Below are 16,573 nucleotides of genomic sequence, written 5' to 3' on the forward strand. Positions count from 1 at the left end.
ATTGAATATAGTTATCCCATAGTTGCATTAATCATCCAAATTTGTTTTTCCAGCCATGCAATATTTTCATCTGCTAAAGCAGCTGTTGGCGAGTCTTCCAATTCTTCGGCAATTTTTGAAATATCTTTAAATTCTTTGTTCATTAATTCAAAATCGTTACGTATAGAACCCAGCACAAATATTCCGTCAAAATCATTTTTGCTTTCTTCTTTTATTGCAGCGTTATTTAAATATTCTTTCATTGATGCGAATGGTTTTCCACCAAGCTGAACTATTCTTTCTGCGACCTCGTCGAATAGTTTTGCAAAATAACCGTAATAAAATTCGGTTAGTTCATGAACCGCTTTGAAAGTAATCCCCTTAACATTCCAGTGGTAATTATGAAGTTTTATATAAATTACCTGGATATTAGCGAGATTTTTGTTTAACAATTCAATGACCTTGCTTTTCATTTAGTACCGCGTTGTTGTTTTGACAAATAAATATTAACAGCATCTTTAACTTTTACTGAAGCTGTAAATCCGTCGACAATTTTTATTCCGACTTTCTTTAGAGCATCTCCGGCTTTGTCACCAACTTTACCGGTAAGCAAAACTTCTGCGCCGTGCTTGTTTATTAATTCAGCAGCTTTAGGACCGGCGCCGCTACTCATTTGCTCGCCGAGGTTGGATATGGCTTCAAATTTCATTGTTTCGGAATCGACAATTATAAAATACTGACAGCGTCCGAACTGTTCACTCACAAGCGCGTCCATTGATCCGCCAGTTGATGTTACGGCTATTTTCATGATCACACCTTTTTTAATTAGCAGTTATTTCAATTTGCATTTCTAATTGTTTCCATATAATGCTTATTTCATTGCGGATTGTCTGATCTTCTTCAACTACATTGTGACCGCATATTAAAGCCTTCACAAATTTTTCATCAAACGGGATTGACCCAATTACTGGAATCTTTTTGTTTTCGGCATATTTAAATATTTCGGTGGTAATCTCTAAATTTAAATCATATTTGTTGATCACAATTCCCGAATGAATTTTAAATGTGCTTAATAATTCAACAAGCCTTTTTAAATCGTGAATTCCTGAGACTGTTGGTTCCGTTACAATTACAGCATAATCCACAGCTGCTAAGCTTGCATTAACCGGGCAACCGATCCCAGGAGGTCCATCAACTATAACCCATTCTATCTCTGAAGAAATATTTTCCAGAGCTTTCTTTTTGATTTCACTTACAAGTTTACCCGAATTTCCCTCGCCCGGGTAAAGTTTTGCATAATAAAATTTCGATTTATCTTTTATTTCACATTCAAAGAATGAACCTGATTTTGAAGGATTAAATTTTATTGCATCATAAGGACATATTCGATAACAGAATCCGCATCCTTCACACCTTATTTGATCTACCACATAATTACTTATTGTACTGAATCTGCAGACAGCTTCACATAGCCCGCACTCTTTGCATTTGCTTCTATCAATAGTTGCTTTCTTGCCTCCGTAAAATTCATATCTGTTTACTATCTTTGGTTTTAATACGAGATGAAGATTTGCTGCATCAACATCGCAATCGATAATAACTTTATTATTTATCAAGCTCGCAAAGGCGGCAGACAACGTTGTCTTGCCTGTTCCACCTTTTCCGCTGAGAATTACAATCTGTTTGTAAGGTTTATCATGCATTTACTTTCTCTAATTCCTCCATAATCTTTTTATGCAGCCGAATAAAACCTTCTTTCAATTCCGGATATTTTTTTACTGGAAGTATCGCTTCTGAATAAGCTTCGGCATATCTTCTATCAAAAGAGATTTTAAGCAATACTTCGATATTGTTGACATTCAAATAGTTTTCCATTTCTTCGAAAGAGGAATTATATTTATTGATTACAACCCCGAAAGGGATATCAATCGATTTCAGCACTTCGATGGCAAGTTTCAAATCGTTCAATCCGAAAGGTGTTGATTCTGTAACGAGCAAACAATAATCTGAACCTTTAACTGCTTCAACCATAGAACATGAAGTGCCTGGCGGTGAATCGATTATGTTTACTTTCTCTTTAATAATTTTTTTCTTTACTTCCTTAATTAAAGGCGCCGCTGTTGCCTCTCCAATTTTTAATAACCCGTCTACAAAAAGCACTTTATCTTTTGTAATTCCTGTTCTAACAATTCCAATCTCTTTTTCTCTTTCGGTAATTACTTTTAATGGACAGAAATATTTACATGCGCCGCAGCTATGACACAGCTCTTCGAACAATACAATCTCAAATTTCAGATTAATCAAAGCGTTAAATTCGCAAACATCTATGCAATTACCACAAAACGTACATTTATCTTGGTCTATTAAAGGAAGTAATTTTTCAGCGCTTTCTTCTGTTAAAAATTCTGGTTTAAGAAGAAGATGTCCGTTCGGCTCTTCAACGTCGCAATCTAAATAAACACTTTCCGGAATTACTGAGGCAAGACTTGCTGCAATTGTTGTCTTGCCGGTTCCTCCTTTGCCGGATGCAATTGATATTATCATTGTTTTTTTAATTAATTAAAGTGCTCATTATCATGCTTGTGTCCGTGTTTGCATGCTTCGTAACCATGCAACTTTCCTTGAGTAAAGAGTTCCAAGGCTTCTTCATAGAGAAGTCCGGGCGCTGTAATAACATCAATGCCGAACGATAAAAAATTAGAAACTGCTTTTTGTCCCATTCCGCCAGCAATAATCGTGCTTACATTGAATTGCTTGACATAGCCCGGCAACTGGCATGAGCCGCCGTGTTCACCGGCCAGGGGATTAAAAAAAGTTTCTGTTTTAACGACCTTCTTTTGTTCGTCAAGTTCGCAAATATTGAATTTTGTGCATCTTCCAAAATGTTCGGCTACCCTTTCCTTAGCACCGTATTCTTCAATTGCTATTGCTATTCTTTGATTCATAAATCTCCCCTTTTGTTTTTAAATAATTTATTACCATGACAATTTTTGCCATACCTTTTTCTTTTTTTACCCCGAGTATAACAGTAATCAATAGATACAGCAGCAGTTAATTTACCCTCGTTGTAAAGTTGGATGGCATCTGCAGCCGTTCCTTCTTGACACAGATAAACTTTTATACCTGCCGAAGCGAGAAACCGAAAAGGATTAGTACCAATATTTCTTGTAATTACAATATTAATGTTGTTTTCAATTAATGTTCGAGCAGCTTGGATACCGGCACCGCCCAGTTCCTTTGCATAAGGATTATTAATAATTTTTTCCGATTCACCCTCGGTATTAAAAATCAAGAAGAAATTACTTCTTCCGAAAACCTCGGAAAGTTGTGATGTCTTTTCAGGTTTCTCTAATGCTACGGCTATTTTCATTTATTTAACCTTTGCGTCTTTGCGTGAGATGGCATTCCAAGGATATAAAAATACACGCGATGTCCGACAGGAGAAAAGATCATTATCTATTCACGAATCTTCTACCACGACCTCTTCCGCCACCTTTACCGCAACCGCTTCGGAAACGATTTCCTGCTCCACCACGAGGTCTGCCACCACGGCCTAATCCATAAACCTCTTCTTTGTTTTCAGAAGACTGTGCTGCAGTTTTTTCAGTCTGCGTTGTTTGCGTATCAAAACAGCGTCCTCTTCTTCTACCTGTTAAAGGACCTCGTCCCATTGGACCAGTATGATCAAATCCGGGCATAAATTCCTCCTATGTTTTTGTTTGTTAATATTATTAGATCAAATGATGTTCAGTTAGCCATTCATCGTTATACATTGTTGAAAATATTTATAATCCGAATCATAAATTAATGTTATGATGCCAGCTTTTTAATTAATTTCATTTGCCAATTTAACTGCTCCCAAAATGTTAGCGTCCGCTCGAGCCGCCTGCAATAATTCCTTCTTCGAGTGCAAGTTTTTTGTCCACTCAATTGCGATTTTACTTTCAATCTGATACATATCGTCAAGCAAGTCGAGTTGTGTAGTTTTTATCAAAGGTTCATCGCCAATTCCTTCAATCAGAGAACGTGAGGGTTTTATTAATTTCTTTCCTTTAAAGTATTTATAAAAGATGGAGCCTACCGTATTGATGCCGCATACTCTTATATTGGAATTTTTTTCTTTCAAATATTTACCGTCACTAATAATTGTTCCGCCTGTTCCAATTTCGTCGATTAAATAATCAATTTTTCCGTTCATCTGTTTCCAAATTTCAGGTCCCGTTGTTACAAAGTGCGCGCTGTTGTCAAGATTGTTATGCTGATCGAAGCAGGAAAGTGAAAAATCATCCTTTACAAGATTATACGCATATTGATAGCACGACTCTGGATGTTCAGGTAGAAGCGACGCATCTACCTTAATTACATCAACTCCGAGCACTCCAAGCATTTTTATTTTTTCTGTGCTCGCAGTGTCACGAATCACTATTTTAATCTTGTATCCTTTTTTACGGCAATCAATAGATAGAGCGTTAGCGGTGTTGCCATAAAAATTATCAAGAATCACATCGCCCGGTTTTAGTTTAATTTCGCGTTCAGCTTTTTCGATCATGTATCTTGCAATTCGATCCTTAACGCTGCCACCCAGATTCATATAATCAAGTTTTGAATAAATATTAGCTTTCAATCCTTTCGAAATGCTACCGAGTTTAACGTATAGCGTTCTGCCTGTTGATCCCAATACAATATCAAAACAATTATTTCTCATTCATCTCTCGTGAGTGAATATTTTTTATGTAATATAAATCATTGTTGTATTCAACGAACTTAATCAAGTTATTTCTGAGCATGCTGTTGATCATTTCCCAATTAGAATTTGCTTTAGATAGAAATTTTTCAACTGCATCCTTACGCATTGGATGAACCGCAAGAATATTCATCAATTCTTTTTCAGCATCGGAAGAATAACTAAAGTCCGTTCCTTCGTTGTGAACTATTAACTCAACATTATTCAATAGACAGCTGAAAATTTGATATGCTGCATTTAAACTTTCTTCAGTCGGAATATTTACCAATTTCTCGGCGGGCGGACGCGTAGGAACCAATATATAAGATTTATGCGGGTTTATTTCGCTTATTATTTGTGCAGTTTTACTCAGAGATTCAATACTATCGTTAACACCTTTTACAAGCATAGTTTCGGTTACCAGAACTCCTTTGTAGGTATACGCAAACAGTTCTATTCCATGAAGTATTTCATGGAGGTCAAGCAATCCGTGTGGTCTGTTAACTTTACGCCAGATATTTTCATAACCAGAATCGATTTTAACCGAAACCCAATCTGCTTTCATCAAATCTCTTCTTACTTCTTCATCATTCATTAAAGATGAATTAGTAATGACCGCTATTTTAATCCCGAATGATTTTAACCTGTCGACAGTTTTTCCAAGGTTAATATCGAGTGTAGGTTCGCCGTCAGGCACAAAAGTTAAGTAATCAATTTGCTCACCTGCTTTTTGAAGTTGAGTTATTCTTTCTGCAGCTTCGTCATAAATATGGTTTGTTGAATAATACTCTTTTCTCGAAATCGACATTGTATTAGTAGAGCCAAGCTGGCAGTAAATACATGAATAACTGCAAACTTTTGGCGGTATGTTATTTATTCCCAATGATCTTCCTAATCTTCGCGACGGTATTGGACCGAAAACTATCATTTTTAATCCTTTGAATTGTTCCTTTGCAACTAACCGTAAGCTAATCTTAATTCCTTTTCTTTTAATGTCGGTTTGGTAAATTCTCCCCACTCACGTGTATTACAAGTATTCAGTTTAGTGTGAACGCGATAATATTTTTCGGGTACAGGATATGTTCCAACAACAACTTTCAAACCGTATTTGATTTCAATAGACTTCTTAATGTATCCTACATAAGGGCACAAAGGGTAGCCGACAACCATTCCCGTTGCAAAGTGAATAATTTCAGCGTCGTTCTTTTTCATTTCCTCCGATGCATACTCTATATTTTCGCCGGGGCAGCCGCCGCAGGTTGTGTAACTGACAAGTTCTACATCTCTATCTTTATATACCTGGAAGGCTCCTGCTCTTTCTTTAATAGATCTTAAGCATTTTCCGCCAGTACAATTTTTATATCTGTCGCAAATTATTATTCCTATTTTCACTTGCTGTCCAACAGCTATCTCATCCTTAATTTCTATTTTATGTTATTTACTTTCGTCAAGCTTTCTTCCTTTAATTTTTCTCGGATCGCCTTTGTATCCAAGTTCTTTCCAATCCAAACGTCCGTTTGTGCTATGGCAGTCTTTGCACTTTAAGGCTTCTTCTTTTGGCGCAACCATGTGATTAATCGGCCAATACATTTCGGTCTCAATAAAATCATAGTTGCCTGAGTAATCGAGATTAACTTCTTTCATCCCGATTTTTGCTGCTTTATTCCAATCATAAGTTTTCCAATAGCCATCTTCACCATAAAGTTTTGGAACAATCAAATACTTGTTTTGAGGATCGTAAATTTGCTTGCCGCGCATAACCTTGAATGGTGCAATTTTAGCTTTAGGGTCTTTTATATTTCCATTAGGTTTATTTAATGCTAAGATTTTCCCGGATTCAATTTTGTCCCCAATCTTATAATACGAAGCGCTTCCGTTATACCATTTATAAGTAGGTATAACATTTTTTGCCCACCGGAATTCGCCTTTCATTTTATTATAAGTCTCTTCACCAAATTCGTCTTTTGGTTGGGTTTTATCCTCGCCAGCTTTTGACCAATCCCACCAAACTTTAGTTGGCCTTACTTTTGCGAATACAGGAATATGGCAAGTTTTACACGCAACGGAATTTGAATGTCTATCAATTAGTTTGTATTTATGAATTGCGCCTTCGTGGCAATCGGTACAATAAATATGATTTTGACCAGCCGCCATTGAACCGTGGCTTGCGCCTTTAATCACATGCCCGGTCGATGAATGACATTCGTGGCATTGAAAATCAAGTTTACCCATATGAACATCAGTTTCTGGTGCCGGCTCATATAAACTGTCGTCCAAGTCGCCGTGCTTAACTCCGGTTCCACCTCCGCCGTCGAAGTGGCAGGTTCCGCAGTTTTTGCGAGTTGGTTTGCCTACACTTTGAGCAGAGACCAACAAATCAACCTTTGGATCGGGCATCCCCGCTCCGGTCGGTGTTTTTTTGTAAGTACCCGATAAATCATGACACACAAGGCAGTCAACATTTTTTTCGTTATTGAAATCGTAATTTGAATCTTTCCAGCCATAACCAATATGACAACTCGTGCAGCGCGGATAATTTGAAGGTAATGCTATGCAAAAGTTATTTATAAAGTTACGTTTTCCCATTTGCAATGTGTCGTTGTTTGCATCGACAAACTTTTCGTCAAGCCACGTCCAATGGCTTGTTTTCATAATTTCTTTTGCAGAAGATTCATGACACGTTAAACATTGTTCGGTTACTTCCTGGGGATTTGAAAACGGGCCTTCAATCATGTCCTTATGAGATTGAGCAAAAAGAAAAACACTGCAAAAGAAAAAAAACAGAATTATTTTATTATTCATACATGTTCCAATTTTTAAACTACTGTGTTCTCACTTTAAAAAACATTGTGCGCCATAATTACTGCTGCAATAAATGTTGTAAATGCAAATAGAGTCTTCAACATTTTTGGTTTAGTTTTTAAGGCAATACTACCGCCAAGAACACCACCTATAACTCCGCCTATTGCAAGAGGAATTGCTAAACGGTAATCAAAATGACCTTTGACTGCATGCCCTAAAAATCCGGTTAATGCCGATATTGATATTAATGTACTTGCAGTGGCTACGGCATTCTTCATTGGCACGTTACATGAAAGTACAAGCAGAGGGACAATGAATGAACCACCTGAAATGCCGACCATACCGGCTACTAATCCAAATATAAATATAGCGGGTACAATTAAAATTAAATTAAGCGGATAGATAACCGATTCGTCAAAAGATTTAATATTCCAATACATCCATCCAGTTTTTAATACTTGGTCTACCTCTTTGTTAATTGGCACCAACATTAAAACTGCTATTAGAAATAAGAACGCTGAAAGGATCAATTTAAGTATTCTTCCGTCCACATAATCTGAAAAGAAACCTCCAATAAAGGCTGAAACACCTATAAGCACTCCTACAAAAACGACCAACTTCCATTCAACAAACTTTTTCTTTCCGAAAACAAGCATTGCAAAAAATGCTGCTGTAAATAATATAAACTGTCCGGTGCTTGCTGCTATATGCGTTTCTGTACCCGATAGGATAAGTGTAATTACAAAAAAATTACCTCCACCATGTCCTGTCATAGTCATAAAAACAGATATTAATAAAATGATTAGCGTTAACAAAATTACATTCATTTTTATCTCTCCTTATAGACATGCTTAAAGATCTTCCCCGGCATTAAAGTCTCTATAAGCTGGGTATATCCTCCGTCGAGCATTTTAACATTTTCAATGCCCTTACTTTTAAGATAAGCAAATGCGATAGCGCTTCTGACGCCGCTTGAACAAAATACGCCGATAAATTTATCCTTAGGCAATTCACCTAATCTTGACGGGAGTTCATGAAAAGGTATTTCTATTACCTGAAAATGGTGTTTTAATTTTAGTTTAATTGTTGCTGTTTCCTCTTCTGCCCTTACATCCAAGAGTACTGAGTCATCTTTTTTAAAAAATGATTCAGCATCGATTTTGTGCTGGCCTGTTCCCCAAAACCAGAAGTCCATGCTAACGATTACTTTTTCCAGTTCACTCATACTTACTTATTTCCCCTTCAGCAAATGGTCAATTTATTTTTGTTTCTTTTTTATAATGTTCTTCAATCAGATTTACAATTGATTTAAAGGCATTTGTTACTTCGCATTTTGGTTTTTCAAGAACAATAGGTTTGCCTTTATCACCAAGAATACGCGCGTCAATATTAATTGGAATTGAACCAAGGAATGGTAGTTCATATTTATTCGCTAATTTTTCTCCGCCGCCAGTTCCAAAGATTTCAATTACCGCATTGCAATGAGGGCAAACAAAGCCGGCCATATTTTCAACTACTCCTATAAATGGAATTTCAAGTTCCTTAGCCATATTAATAGCTCGCTCTGCATCAATAACAGAAACTTCCTGAGGGGTAGTAACAATAACAGCACAGTCAGGTTTCATTTCTTGTGCAATAGTCAAAATTTCATCACCAGTTCCCGGAGGAAGGTCTGCTATTAAATAATCAAGTTCACCCCATTCAACATCGGCAAGAAATTGATTTATTACTTTTGATCTCATCGGTCCACGCCAGATAACTGGCTGTCCATTTCGTATCAAGGATGCTATAGAAATCATTTTTGTACCGTATTTTTCGAAAGGAATCATTTTTGAATCCAGAACAATAAGTTCACTGTCAACGCCAAGCATTTTTGCGACATTAGGACCTGTAATATCAGCATCGAGAATTCCGGTTGAAAACCCGTCAAGCTGTAAAGAGTAAGCGATGTTAACGCTAACTGTTGTTTTACCAACACCACCTTTACCGCTGAAAACAGCAATACGATGTTTTATTTTTGATATGTTTTCATTAATTCTTTTTTGTTCTTCTTCAAATGCTTTTAATTTTTCTTGCTCTGTCATTTTAGCTCCCCTAATTATGCATATAATTATTTATACCATTTCTTAATTGCATCTGCAGTTGCGTTAATAATAGGGTAGGCAATAGGCGATGCCGTTAACAAAGGATGCGTGCCTATCTGTAAATTATTAATATCGATATCTGTCATTTTATTTAATATCATAACGGAAATTATGTTAATCATCTCGCCAACCGAGTCGCCTCCCATAATTTGTGCACCCATTAAAGTGTGGGAGTAAGTCGAAAAAATTAATTTAACAGTAATTTCCGAAGCACCCGGTAATTTAGCTGGATAAGTATTTTTTGCCGATAGTGCACACGTAACACCGGCAGGTCCTCCTCCAACTATTACAACATCGTACTGCATCATTTTCTCCTCTGGAATTGATTTCCTTTTTTTAATTATTTATGAGTTAATATGTTCGTTTTGTTTAACATTATCGGGCGCAATTTGATAAAAAGCACTTAACTGTCTAATCAATTTCTGTAATTCTTTGCAATCGGGTAGTAAGGCCACATCAGAAATTTTATCTGTCGGCATTTTTTGAATAAGCCTGTCATATAAATCTTCAACTTCATCTTCCGCCAATTGAAGCGTAAGACCAATATGATCATAAATGTCCTGTCCAATTTTTTTCAACTCTTTTTTTGTATTCAATTCATTAACAATAACTTTTTTGAAAATTGATAGTGTTTCGCAGATTTCAGCGGGCTCGAATCCTTCAGCGAATCTTTTTAATGCAATTTCGTCGATATATTGAATCATCAAACTTCTATCGCCGCTTCGTACTGTAGCCATAAGCAAATGGTAAAGTGTGCTTATATAGCATTGGAAATCATCCGGGTCCAACTGATTGTAACGCTCAAACTTTAATCGATTTTCAGGGGCTTTAATTTTCGAGATTATTATTTGCAGTATCGCCTCCTTCATTTCGGATAGGGTTTTGTAAATGATCAGATTTATTCTTCTTGCAACGCGATGCATTGCCACTTCGTTTTTCAATCGCCATTCATCCGGGTGACTTTTTAATTTTTCTAACAGAAACAAAAGTCGCCTTGCTATATGATATCTTTTTGCCGGCTCCCAGCCGAGTCTTTCACGAGTATAGCTTGCATCCACGTTCAATTTTTTGTCGATGTATTTTATCATCCAGAATTTTTCAAACGGTTCTTCACAAAATAAATGTAAATGCCTGAGCAACTTTATGAATGCTAAGCCGGGGTAAGCTAAGAGTTTGGGAATGTAAATAGGTTTAAATGTCTTACCGTAAAAATAAGACGTTGTTATTTCATACAATTCTTTGTGTGAACTTGAACCATCAGGGCTAGCGTTAAAAATTTCGAATCTTCCCAAATCATTACTCTTCTTTATTATTGTTTTAATTAAAGAAACAATATCCTGAACGTGTATATAAGGTATTGCAGATTCACCCTTGCCAGCAAGCATTCTCGAATCAATTTTACGAGAAAGCCATCTAGAAATAAATTTATAAAGGGGGGCATACTCACACCAATCGCTGTAAACAGCAGCAAATCTTATAACCGAACATGGGAAGTAATTTGAGTAGGTTTTTACTAAGCTTTCGCCAATTTTTTTGCTTCGAGCATAAGCGAAATCTGCATCGGGCGTGGAGTTTTCATTTACCGCCTCGCCTTCCTTCGGGAAGTTGCATGCTGCAAGGGAACTCGCAAATAAAAATCTTTTAACGTTGATGGCTCTTGCAAATTCTAAGGTATTTTTCGTGCCGTCTATATTTGTGCGCTGATATTCTATATTGTCTTTGTAAGTGAAATCGTAAAACGCTGCAAGGTGTATTACAAAATCCGCACCACCTCGTTCATTTATAAATCTTGTTACTTCATTGAGCGTCTGATTATCTGCAATGTCGCATTGGATCCAGTTTATATTTTTATGATAAGGGATATTCGCTTCCTTTCTCGACCTTCTCGCAATAGCATAAATCGTAAATTCATCTTTCATACTTTCGAGAAGAGTACGACCGATAAATCCACTTGCGCCGGTAATTACGATTGAATGATTGTTATTCATCACTCATTTCTTCTCTATTCTTCGTTTTATCGAAAAGAAACAGAATAATTATTCCCATTAAGAAATCAGACACACCAGATATTATTATTAATGCAAGAGACGTTACAAATATCCAATAGCTTAATAGAAATACGGTAGCAATAAATTTTACAATAATTGAAAAGATAATTAAGCATTCAAAACGTTTGGGATTATATGCAGATAATGCATAACCTACAGCTATTGCAATATGAAAAACACCACCCTGCGCACGAAAAAATCTTTCATTGCAACTTGTATATCCCATAAACTCCACAAGCGAACCGGGCATAATTATTAATCCAATTCCTACGAGCAACGAATGTAAAGCAACAAGCCAGAGAAAAACTGACAACAGTTTATTATAACTAATTGATTTCATATTAAAACAATTTATTTGTTTGATTATAAAGCAGAACTTCCATTCCTTTATTATATCCACTTCTTTTTGCAATTACATCGCATTTAACTTTGAAAAGAAAATAAATAGGTCGAGTCTCGTTAAGTAATGATTCGTAATTACCCTGCCCTTTTGCAATACTATATCGGCTTTATTGTAAATTTCTAAAAATTCTGGTGTGCATTCACTCAAGTCGGTACCCGCAATAGTGCTACCACTTTCAATTACTTTACAGAGTTTATCAATTCCCAAATGTAATGCATCGTCAAATGTTATATCATTTAAAACAGGCTTTGAGCGTGTTGCAAAAACAACCTTTTTGGGAAGCAGCACGTTTATTAAAAATTTATCAAATAATGCTTCTTCGTAATTATCACCGATATAAAGAATAATATCTGCTTTTAGGTAATCTTCTCTGAATTTATTTAAAGCAGATAAATCTATATTATTGGAAGCAATTCGGTTGATTTCATATTCAATATCGAAATCGGGATTTGCAGCAAGATCAATTATGTTGCCAATTATAGCGGCACGCATCGCTGTATTGAGTTTATCGTTAGACCCTTCAACCATCATCTTTAAAAACATGTAATACTTTTCGGCTTTCTTTAAATTATTTTCCTTTATTTTATCATAAGGATTTTCTTTGCCATAATACTTTTCTACTATTGACTGCATTTTTTTGAAAACTTGGGCGCACTATAGTCGTCATCAATTTCTAAAGCTGCTGAGCATACCTCTTTGATAATTTTAAGTTGTAAATCTTTATTCCCATTTGTAAATAGCTTAGCAGTGTTATATGCTTGTTTAATAATACAGGGTACACATGCCGGATCAAAAAACATTTTACGCATCACCTTTATTTGCAAACTTAATAGCCAATTTATATGCCAAAAATCCACCTGGATTTTTAGTTGTTTTTCAAAGAATTATTTTAAAGAACATTGCATAAATGCAAAGTTTGAATAAGTGTATTTTATTATTGCACTAATCTTTTTATTAATTAAAGAATACGGGATGGAAGGAGTCCAGAACCAATCTACACAAACAAAGCAGCAATTTCTGTTACAGATAGAATTGCATCTATTGGAAAATATTGCAAAATAAATAGCTCTTAATTAAGTGGAGACAAGAATAACGGTATACGACGAGGAAGAGATAATCTCCCTCTTAGCAGTATCTTATTTACGAATTCAAGGAGCAAATTATAATTAATTCTGATTCTTTTACCGATACAAGAAATTCTGTAGATATTATAGATAAAAAAGCAAAATTAAAAACTGTTCGATTCAATAAGGTATTTATCCGTGTTTAATTGTAGATATTTTGGGGGATCGTCAGTAAACAATCGTCCAACATTTTTCTTTTCGCTTTTCTGTACTGACTATAAATTTTCGTTTCTTACACAGTCCCATTCCTACCTATAAATAACCTGTCGTTTTCCAATAAACTATCAATCATATTTAGAATAGTAATTTTTCAGAAAAGAAATTATTAAGCCATCTGGTAAGCTTTTTTTCACATCTCCTTGTTGAGGTATTCAGACATATCTAAAAGTATTAGGCAAGTTGCTTTGAATTGATGTGCTAATGTTATAAATATTTTGCTATTCTGAAGAACATTTGAAATAGGATACTCTGCTAAGTAGTATTCGAATTCTAAAATGTTCGTGCTGCATTTGTCAGTAACTTTCTACTTTTCAGAGCCGGTAATCTTTTCAGTTGTTTTATCAAAATAGAGTACCATAAATTTTTTGTTAAAAGTAATAATGCCTTCAGCCAAAGAGTCCAAGTCAAAATTTTTTTATTGCCTGTGAAGCCTATATCTCAGCTAACATTAGTTATTAAGTAAATACCGCCAAGTATTACAAGAACACCGCACATTCTTTTTGTCCATAAAATTGTTTTTGTGCCTTCTGACCAATTAAGATATTGTTGAACCTTTCCGGTAAAAGTTCCAGCTCCAACTATTACAGAACAGTGTCCAATTCCAAAAGCAAGGAGGAGTAAAATTGAAAAGATGAAATTCGTTTGTGCTGTTTGAAAAACAACACCGAGCACAGGTGCCATATAAGCAAATGTACAAGGACCGAGTGCCAACCCGAAAAGTAAACCAAGTATCAACGCTGCAACTAATCCTCTCGTTTTTGTTTGTTTAATAACAGAATTGTTCCAGTCTAACTTTATTATATCAAGAAGGTATAATCCAACAAAAAAGAAGATAACGGCAACAAAATAGTTTCCGAATGTACCGAGATCCCCCATTAATCTACCAAGGGATGCGGTAATAAACCCAATCAAAGCTATAGTTATTAAAATTCCCAACGAGAAAACAAGTGAAATATTAAACGTTCTTCCTACGGTCATTTTCCCTTGAGAACTTATAAAGCCAACTATCAGTGGAATACTTGAAAGATGACAGGGCGATAGCAGGATGCTGAGAACTCCCCATCCAAGGGATGCAAGTACCGCAATCCAGGCTGTCCCCATCATCGCTTCATAAAGTGCTGCGAATAAACTATCTAACATTATTTCCCTTTTTTTATTTAATATTGTTATTGCAGGTGTAGTAATCTCTAATATTTCAAGACTGCTTAGGCTCAAACACTCCAGCAATGGTAGTCATGTTTAACCTTTTGGTTTCAATCCTTTGCTCTGTAATATCTTGTCAATCTCAGCTTCAGGATAAAAGCCTTCGTGGCGATGAAACTCTTTTCCATTTTCATCCAGAAAAATCTGGGTAGGTATTAATTTTATTCCATATATCTGAGCATATTTTTTCTGCTGCGGAGTCCACACATCATAAAAAACAACCTTAATCTGGTCGCCATATTTCTTTTCAACAGCCTTCATAACTGGTTGCATCATTCTGCATGGCACACAATTGACCGATCCCAATTCAATGAATGTAACTTTTTCTTTTTTAATGTCTGATGTATTTGTTTTATAATTTTTTGATTGAGCGTTAAAGCTCTGAGTAGTAATGAATGTTATTAGCAATATTAATGATAGTACTTTCTTCATTTTAATCTCCGTTCAACCATTTTAAAATTTGTTCATCTTTTGGAATAATACCAAAGCTTTTTACCTCTTCATTAATAACCAATCCTGGAGTCATCATTATTCCATAGTTCATCATTTCATTAATATCTTCAACTTTTGTAACAATTGCCTCAATATTATTCTTAGCTATTATATCTTTTACTTTTGCTTCAAGCGTCCGGCATTTCGAGCAGCCAGGACCGAGAACTTTTACCGATAGCATAATTTACTTTTCTCCTTGTAAAATAGTTATTGAATTTGCAGTTGTATTCTTGACAGTTGTCCGTTTAATTTGCTTTATTATTTCAGTCCCGACTAATCTTCTGACATGCAGAATGAATGCAAGTACCGTTGCCCAATAAGTTTACAACTCCTATGCCAACATACTTGCCATAGTCGATATGTAATTCGAACAATTACGGCATCTTTTAATGAGCCTCATTCTCAAAGATGATAGCCGTTTCTCGAATCTGACTCTCACCAGGCTCAGATTCAATTTTTGCTGACAATTCCGTTGGTGATTAATTAATTTTATTTCCATTTTATATTAAGAATTATACTTCGGTATTAAACGAACTATTTTTTACAGGACAAAGCATATTTGTTAATAGATCTTACTTTCACACGGTCTTTTTCAACACTCTTTAAATCACCTATCCAAAAATCAAATGTCGTTAGAATTGCTAATATACGCTCATCAGACGCACTGCTATTTATATAATATTTAGTCCATCTCCCTTCTTTTTTCTCAATAATAAAGCCCGTCTTTTTTAACAAACTCAAATGTTGTGAAACTGTTGATGCTGCTAAGTTGAGAATACTCATTATTTCACAACCACATAATGGGCGTATTTGGAGCATTTTTATTATTCGCAGCCTGTTGTTATCTGATAATACTTTAAATAAATTTGGTGAGCTTTTCATAAAAATATACTTCGTTACACACCGAAATATAAGTATACCGAAGTCAACTTCAAAATTATTGGAGGATATTTTTAACTCCAAGTTTAACATATTCAAACTGAAGTTTAGTGTGGTTTATTTTATATTTTTTGTGGAGTTTTTGTTTAATTTGTTTTTGTATCTCCGAGGTTTTTTTACAGAGATATTAGTAACTACAATATCGGCCTCAAAATGAATATTGTTATAATACAATTTCCATAAATGAACGTGATGAATATTTTTTACTTTTCAGTAACATCTATTAGATTTTTTATTTCATCTAAATCTATTCCTTCCGGTATAGAAATCATAATTATATCAACCGTCTCTTTTACTATTTCGTAAGTTTATTTAAGAATGTAAAGAGAAATTAATATTGTTAAAAGTGGGTCAATCCAATAAAAATTTGAAAAAGATTATAAATGTTGCGCTGATAATTTCAGCAAGAGAAGAGACTGCATCGCTAAGTAAATGAAAATAAGCAGCATGGATATTTAAATTTCATTCCGAACCTTTTTTAAGTAAAAGCGTTTCAA

At 35.2% G+C, this 16,573-nt stretch carries 21 protein-coding genes and 1 pseudogene; all 22 read right to left on the bottom strand.

Features of this window, described 5'->3' with window-relative positions; genetic code table 11:
• Nucleotides 1–11 precede the first annotated feature (11 nt).
• The 22 genes and pseudogenes from ACSSV9_RS06065 to ACSSV9_RS06170 all read right to left on the bottom strand — a co-directional run bounded on the left by ACSSV9_RS06065 (nt 12) and on the right by ACSSV9_RS06170 (nt 16,019).
• The gene (locus ACSSV9_RS06065; protein WP_437346344.1) at nt 12–452 is read right to left on the bottom strand and encodes a Dps family protein; all 441 of its coding nucleotides are present in this window, start codon (nt 450–452) and stop codon (nt 12–14) included.
• The gene (locus ACSSV9_RS06070) at nt 449–787 is read right to left on the bottom strand and encodes a NifB/NifX family molybdenum-iron cluster-binding protein (RefSeq protein ID WP_437346345.1); all 339 of its coding nucleotides are present in this window, start codon (nt 785–787) and stop codon (nt 449–451) included. The genes ACSSV9_RS06065 and ACSSV9_RS06070 overlap by 4 nt, the downstream gene beginning before the upstream one ends.
• A 13-nt stretch (nt 788–800) precedes the next feature.
• Entirely contained in the window at nt 801–1,682 is an 882-nt protein-coding gene (locus ACSSV9_RS06075) for an ATP-binding protein (protein WP_437346346.1), read from the bottom strand.
• Nucleotides 1,675–2,523 (bottom strand): nucleotide-binding protein, encoded by an 849-nt coding sequence (locus tag ACSSV9_RS06080; RefSeq protein ID WP_437346347.1) that lies wholly within the window; start codon nt 2,521–2,523, stop codon nt 1,675–1,677. Before ACSSV9_RS06080 ends, ACSSV9_RS06075 begins: the two co-directional genes overlap by 8 nt.
• A gap of 11 nt (nt 2,524–2,534) precedes the next feature.
• Nucleotides 2,535–2,924, bottom strand: a complete 390-nt coding sequence (locus tag ACSSV9_RS06085) for a NifB/NifX family molybdenum-iron cluster-binding protein (RefSeq protein WP_437346348.1) — start codon at nt 2,922–2,924, stop codon at nt 2,535–2,537.
• Nucleotides 2,921–3,349 carry a NifB/NifX family molybdenum-iron cluster-binding protein gene (locus tag ACSSV9_RS06090; RefSeq protein WP_437346349.1) on the bottom strand — a complete coding sequence of 143 codons (429 nt, stop codon included), beginning with the start codon at nt 3,347–3,349 and terminating at the stop codon, nt 2,921–2,923. The genes ACSSV9_RS06085 and ACSSV9_RS06090 overlap by 4 nt, the downstream gene beginning before the upstream one ends.
• Nucleotides 3,350–3,431: 82 nt before the next feature.
• Nucleotides 3,432–3,677, bottom strand: a complete 246-nt coding sequence (locus ACSSV9_RS06095; protein ID WP_437346350.1) for a DUF5320 domain-containing protein — start codon at nt 3,675–3,677, stop codon at nt 3,432–3,434.
• A gap of 128 nt (nt 3,678–3,805) precedes the next feature.
• Entirely contained in the window at nt 3,806–4,684 is an 879-nt protein-coding gene (locus ACSSV9_RS06100) for a PLP-dependent cysteine synthase family protein (RefSeq protein WP_437346351.1), read from the bottom strand.
• Nucleotides 4,674–5,585 (bottom strand): radical SAM protein, encoded by a 912-nt coding sequence (locus ACSSV9_RS06105; RefSeq protein WP_437346352.1) that lies wholly within the window; start codon nt 5,583–5,585, stop codon nt 4,674–4,676. The genes ACSSV9_RS06100 and ACSSV9_RS06105 overlap by 11 nt, the downstream gene beginning before the upstream one ends.
• 74 nt (nt 5,586–5,659) lie before the next feature.
• Nucleotides 5,660–6,094, bottom strand: a complete 435-nt coding sequence (locus ACSSV9_RS06110) for a CGGC domain-containing protein (RefSeq protein WP_437346353.1) — start codon at nt 6,092–6,094, stop codon at nt 5,660–5,662.
• Nucleotides 6,095–6,136: 42 nt separating this feature from the next.
• The gene (locus ACSSV9_RS06115; protein ID WP_437346354.1) at nt 6,137–7,504 is read right to left on the bottom strand and encodes a tetrathionate reductase family octaheme c-type cytochrome; all 1,368 of its coding nucleotides are present in this window, start codon (nt 7,502–7,504) and stop codon (nt 6,137–6,139) included.
• Nucleotides 7,505–7,539: 35 nt separating this feature from the next.
• Nucleotides 7,540–8,331, bottom strand: a complete 792-nt coding sequence (locus ACSSV9_RS06120) for a sulfite exporter TauE/SafE family protein (protein WP_437346355.1) — start codon at nt 8,329–8,331, stop codon at nt 7,540–7,542.
• Nucleotides 8,332–8,333: 2 nt separating this feature from the next.
• Nucleotides 8,334–8,729 (bottom strand): rhodanese-like domain-containing protein, encoded by a 396-nt coding sequence (locus ACSSV9_RS06125; RefSeq protein WP_437346356.1) that lies wholly within the window; start codon nt 8,727–8,729, stop codon nt 8,334–8,336.
• Between the two features lie 28 nt (nt 8,730–8,757).
• Nucleotides 8,758–9,588, bottom strand: a complete 831-nt coding sequence (locus ACSSV9_RS06130) for an Mrp/NBP35 family ATP-binding protein (RefSeq protein WP_437346357.1) — start codon at nt 9,586–9,588, stop codon at nt 8,758–8,760.
• A gap of 26 nt (nt 9,589–9,614) precedes the next feature.
• Complete coding sequence (locus ACSSV9_RS06135) at nt 9,615–9,956, bottom strand: oxidoreductase dimerization domain-containing protein (RefSeq protein ID WP_437346358.1); 342 nt, start codon at nt 9,954–9,956, stop codon at nt 9,615–9,617.
• 36 nt (nt 9,957–9,992) lie between these two features.
• Nucleotides 9,993–11,636: an NAD-dependent epimerase/dehydratase family protein gene (locus ACSSV9_RS06140; protein WP_437346359.1), complete on the bottom strand. Its 1,644-nt coding sequence runs from the start codon at nt 11,634–11,636 to the stop codon at nt 9,993–9,995.
• Nucleotides 11,629–12,036, bottom strand: coding sequence for a hypothetical protein (locus ACSSV9_RS06145; protein WP_437346360.1), 408 nt, complete (start codon nt 12,034–12,036; stop codon nt 11,629–11,631). Before ACSSV9_RS06145 ends, ACSSV9_RS06140 begins: the two co-directional genes overlap by 8 nt.
• A 1-nt stretch (nt 12,037) precedes the next feature.
• Nucleotides 12,038–12,732, bottom strand: a pseudogene (locus ACSSV9_RS06150) (damage-control phosphatase ARMT1 family protein).
• A gap of 1,148 nt (nt 12,733–13,880) precedes the next feature.
• Nucleotides 13,881–14,582 carry a cytochrome c biogenesis CcdA family protein gene (locus ACSSV9_RS06155; protein WP_437346361.1) on the bottom strand — a complete coding sequence of 234 codons (702 nt, stop codon included), beginning with the start codon at nt 14,580–14,582 and terminating at the stop codon, nt 13,881–13,883.
• A gap of 99 nt (nt 14,583–14,681) precedes the next feature.
• Nucleotides 14,682–15,077, bottom strand: coding sequence for a thioredoxin family protein (locus ACSSV9_RS06160; RefSeq protein WP_437346362.1), 396 nt, complete (start codon nt 15,075–15,077; stop codon nt 14,682–14,684).
• A 1-nt stretch (nt 15,078) separates the two neighbouring features.
• Nucleotides 15,079–15,318 (bottom strand): thioredoxin family protein, encoded by a 240-nt coding sequence (locus ACSSV9_RS06165; protein ID WP_437346363.1) that lies wholly within the window; start codon nt 15,316–15,318, stop codon nt 15,079–15,081.
• Nucleotides 15,319–15,671: 353 nt separating this feature from the next.
• Nucleotides 15,672–16,019 carry an ArsR/SmtB family transcription factor gene (locus ACSSV9_RS06170; protein WP_437346364.1) on the bottom strand — a complete coding sequence of 116 codons (348 nt, stop codon included), beginning with the start codon at nt 16,017–16,019 and terminating at the stop codon, nt 15,672–15,674.
• Nucleotides 16,020–16,573 lie beyond the last annotated feature (554 nt).

Origin of the sequence: Melioribacter sulfuriphilus (assembly GCF_051488685.1) — a bacterium.
Lineage (GTDB): Bacteria > Bacteroidota > Ignavibacteria > Ignavibacteriales > Melioribacteraceae > Melioribacter.

Excerpts from the sequence above, each read along its gene's own strand:
- ACSSV9_RS06155 (WP_437346361.1), bottom strand. The coding sequence starts at position 14,582 with ATGTTAGATAGTTTATTCGCAGCACTTTATGAAGCGATGATGGGGACA.
- ACSSV9_RS06170 (WP_437346364.1), bottom strand. The coding sequence starts at position 16,019 with ATGAAAAGCTCACCAAATTTATTTAAAGTATTATCAGATAACAACAGG.
- ACSSV9_RS06120 (WP_437346355.1), bottom strand. The coding sequence starts at position 8,331 with ATGAATGTAATTTTGTTAACGCTAATCATTTTATTAATATCTGTTTTT.
- ACSSV9_RS06115 (WP_437346354.1), bottom strand. The coding sequence starts at position 7,504 with ATGAATAATAAAATAATTCTGTTTTTTTTCTTTTGCAGTGTTTTTCTT.
- ACSSV9_RS06070 (WP_437346345.1), bottom strand. The coding sequence starts at position 787 with ATGAAAATAGCCGTAACATCAACTGGCGGATCAATGGACGCGCTTGTG.
- ACSSV9_RS06095 (WP_437346350.1), bottom strand. The coding sequence starts at position 3,677 with ATGCCCGGATTTGATCATACTGGTCCAATGGGACGAGGTCCTTTAACA.
- ACSSV9_RS06165 (WP_437346363.1), bottom strand. The coding sequence starts at position 15,318 with ATGCTATCGGTAAAAGTTCTCGGTCCTGGCTGCTCGAAATGCCGGACG.
- ACSSV9_RS06075 (WP_437346346.1), bottom strand. The coding sequence starts at position 1,682 with ATGCATGATAAACCTTACAAACAGATTGTAATTCTCAGCGGAAAAGGT.
- ACSSV9_RS06090 (WP_437346349.1), bottom strand. The coding sequence starts at position 3,349 with ATGAAAATAGCCGTAGCATTAGAGAAACCTGAAAAGACATCACAACTT.
- ACSSV9_RS06080 (WP_437346347.1), bottom strand. The coding sequence starts at position 2,523 with ATGATAATATCAATTGCATCCGGCAAAGGAGGAACCGGCAAGACAACA.
- ACSSV9_RS06130 (WP_437346357.1), bottom strand. The coding sequence starts at position 9,588 with ATGACAGAGCAAGAAAAATTAAAAGCATTTGAAGAAGAACAAAAAAGA.
- ACSSV9_RS06135 (WP_437346358.1), bottom strand. The coding sequence starts at position 9,956 with ATGATGCAGTACGATGTTGTAATAGTTGGAGGAGGACCTGCCGGTGTT.
- ACSSV9_RS06065 (WP_437346344.1), bottom strand. The coding sequence starts at position 452 with ATGAAAAGCAAGGTCATTGAATTGTTAAACAAAAATCTCGCTAATATC.
- ACSSV9_RS06145 (WP_437346360.1), bottom strand. The coding sequence starts at position 12,036 with ATGAAATCAATTAGTTATAATAAACTGTTGTCAGTTTTTCTCTGGCTT.
- ACSSV9_RS06085 (WP_437346348.1), bottom strand. The coding sequence starts at position 2,924 with ATGAATCAAAGAATAGCAATAGCAATTGAAGAATACGGTGCTAAGGAA.
- ACSSV9_RS06100 (WP_437346351.1), bottom strand. The coding sequence starts at position 4,684 with ATGAGAAATAATTGTTTTGATATTGTATTGGGATCAACAGGCAGAACG.
- ACSSV9_RS06140 (WP_437346359.1), bottom strand. The coding sequence starts at position 11,636 with ATGAATAACAATCATTCAATCGTAATTACCGGCGCAAGTGGATTTATC.
- ACSSV9_RS06125 (WP_437346356.1), bottom strand. The coding sequence starts at position 8,729 with ATGAGTGAACTGGAAAAAGTAATCGTTAGCATGGACTTCTGGTTTTGG.
- ACSSV9_RS06160 (WP_437346362.1), bottom strand. The coding sequence starts at position 15,077 with ATGAAGAAAGTACTATCATTAATATTGCTAATAACATTCATTACTACT.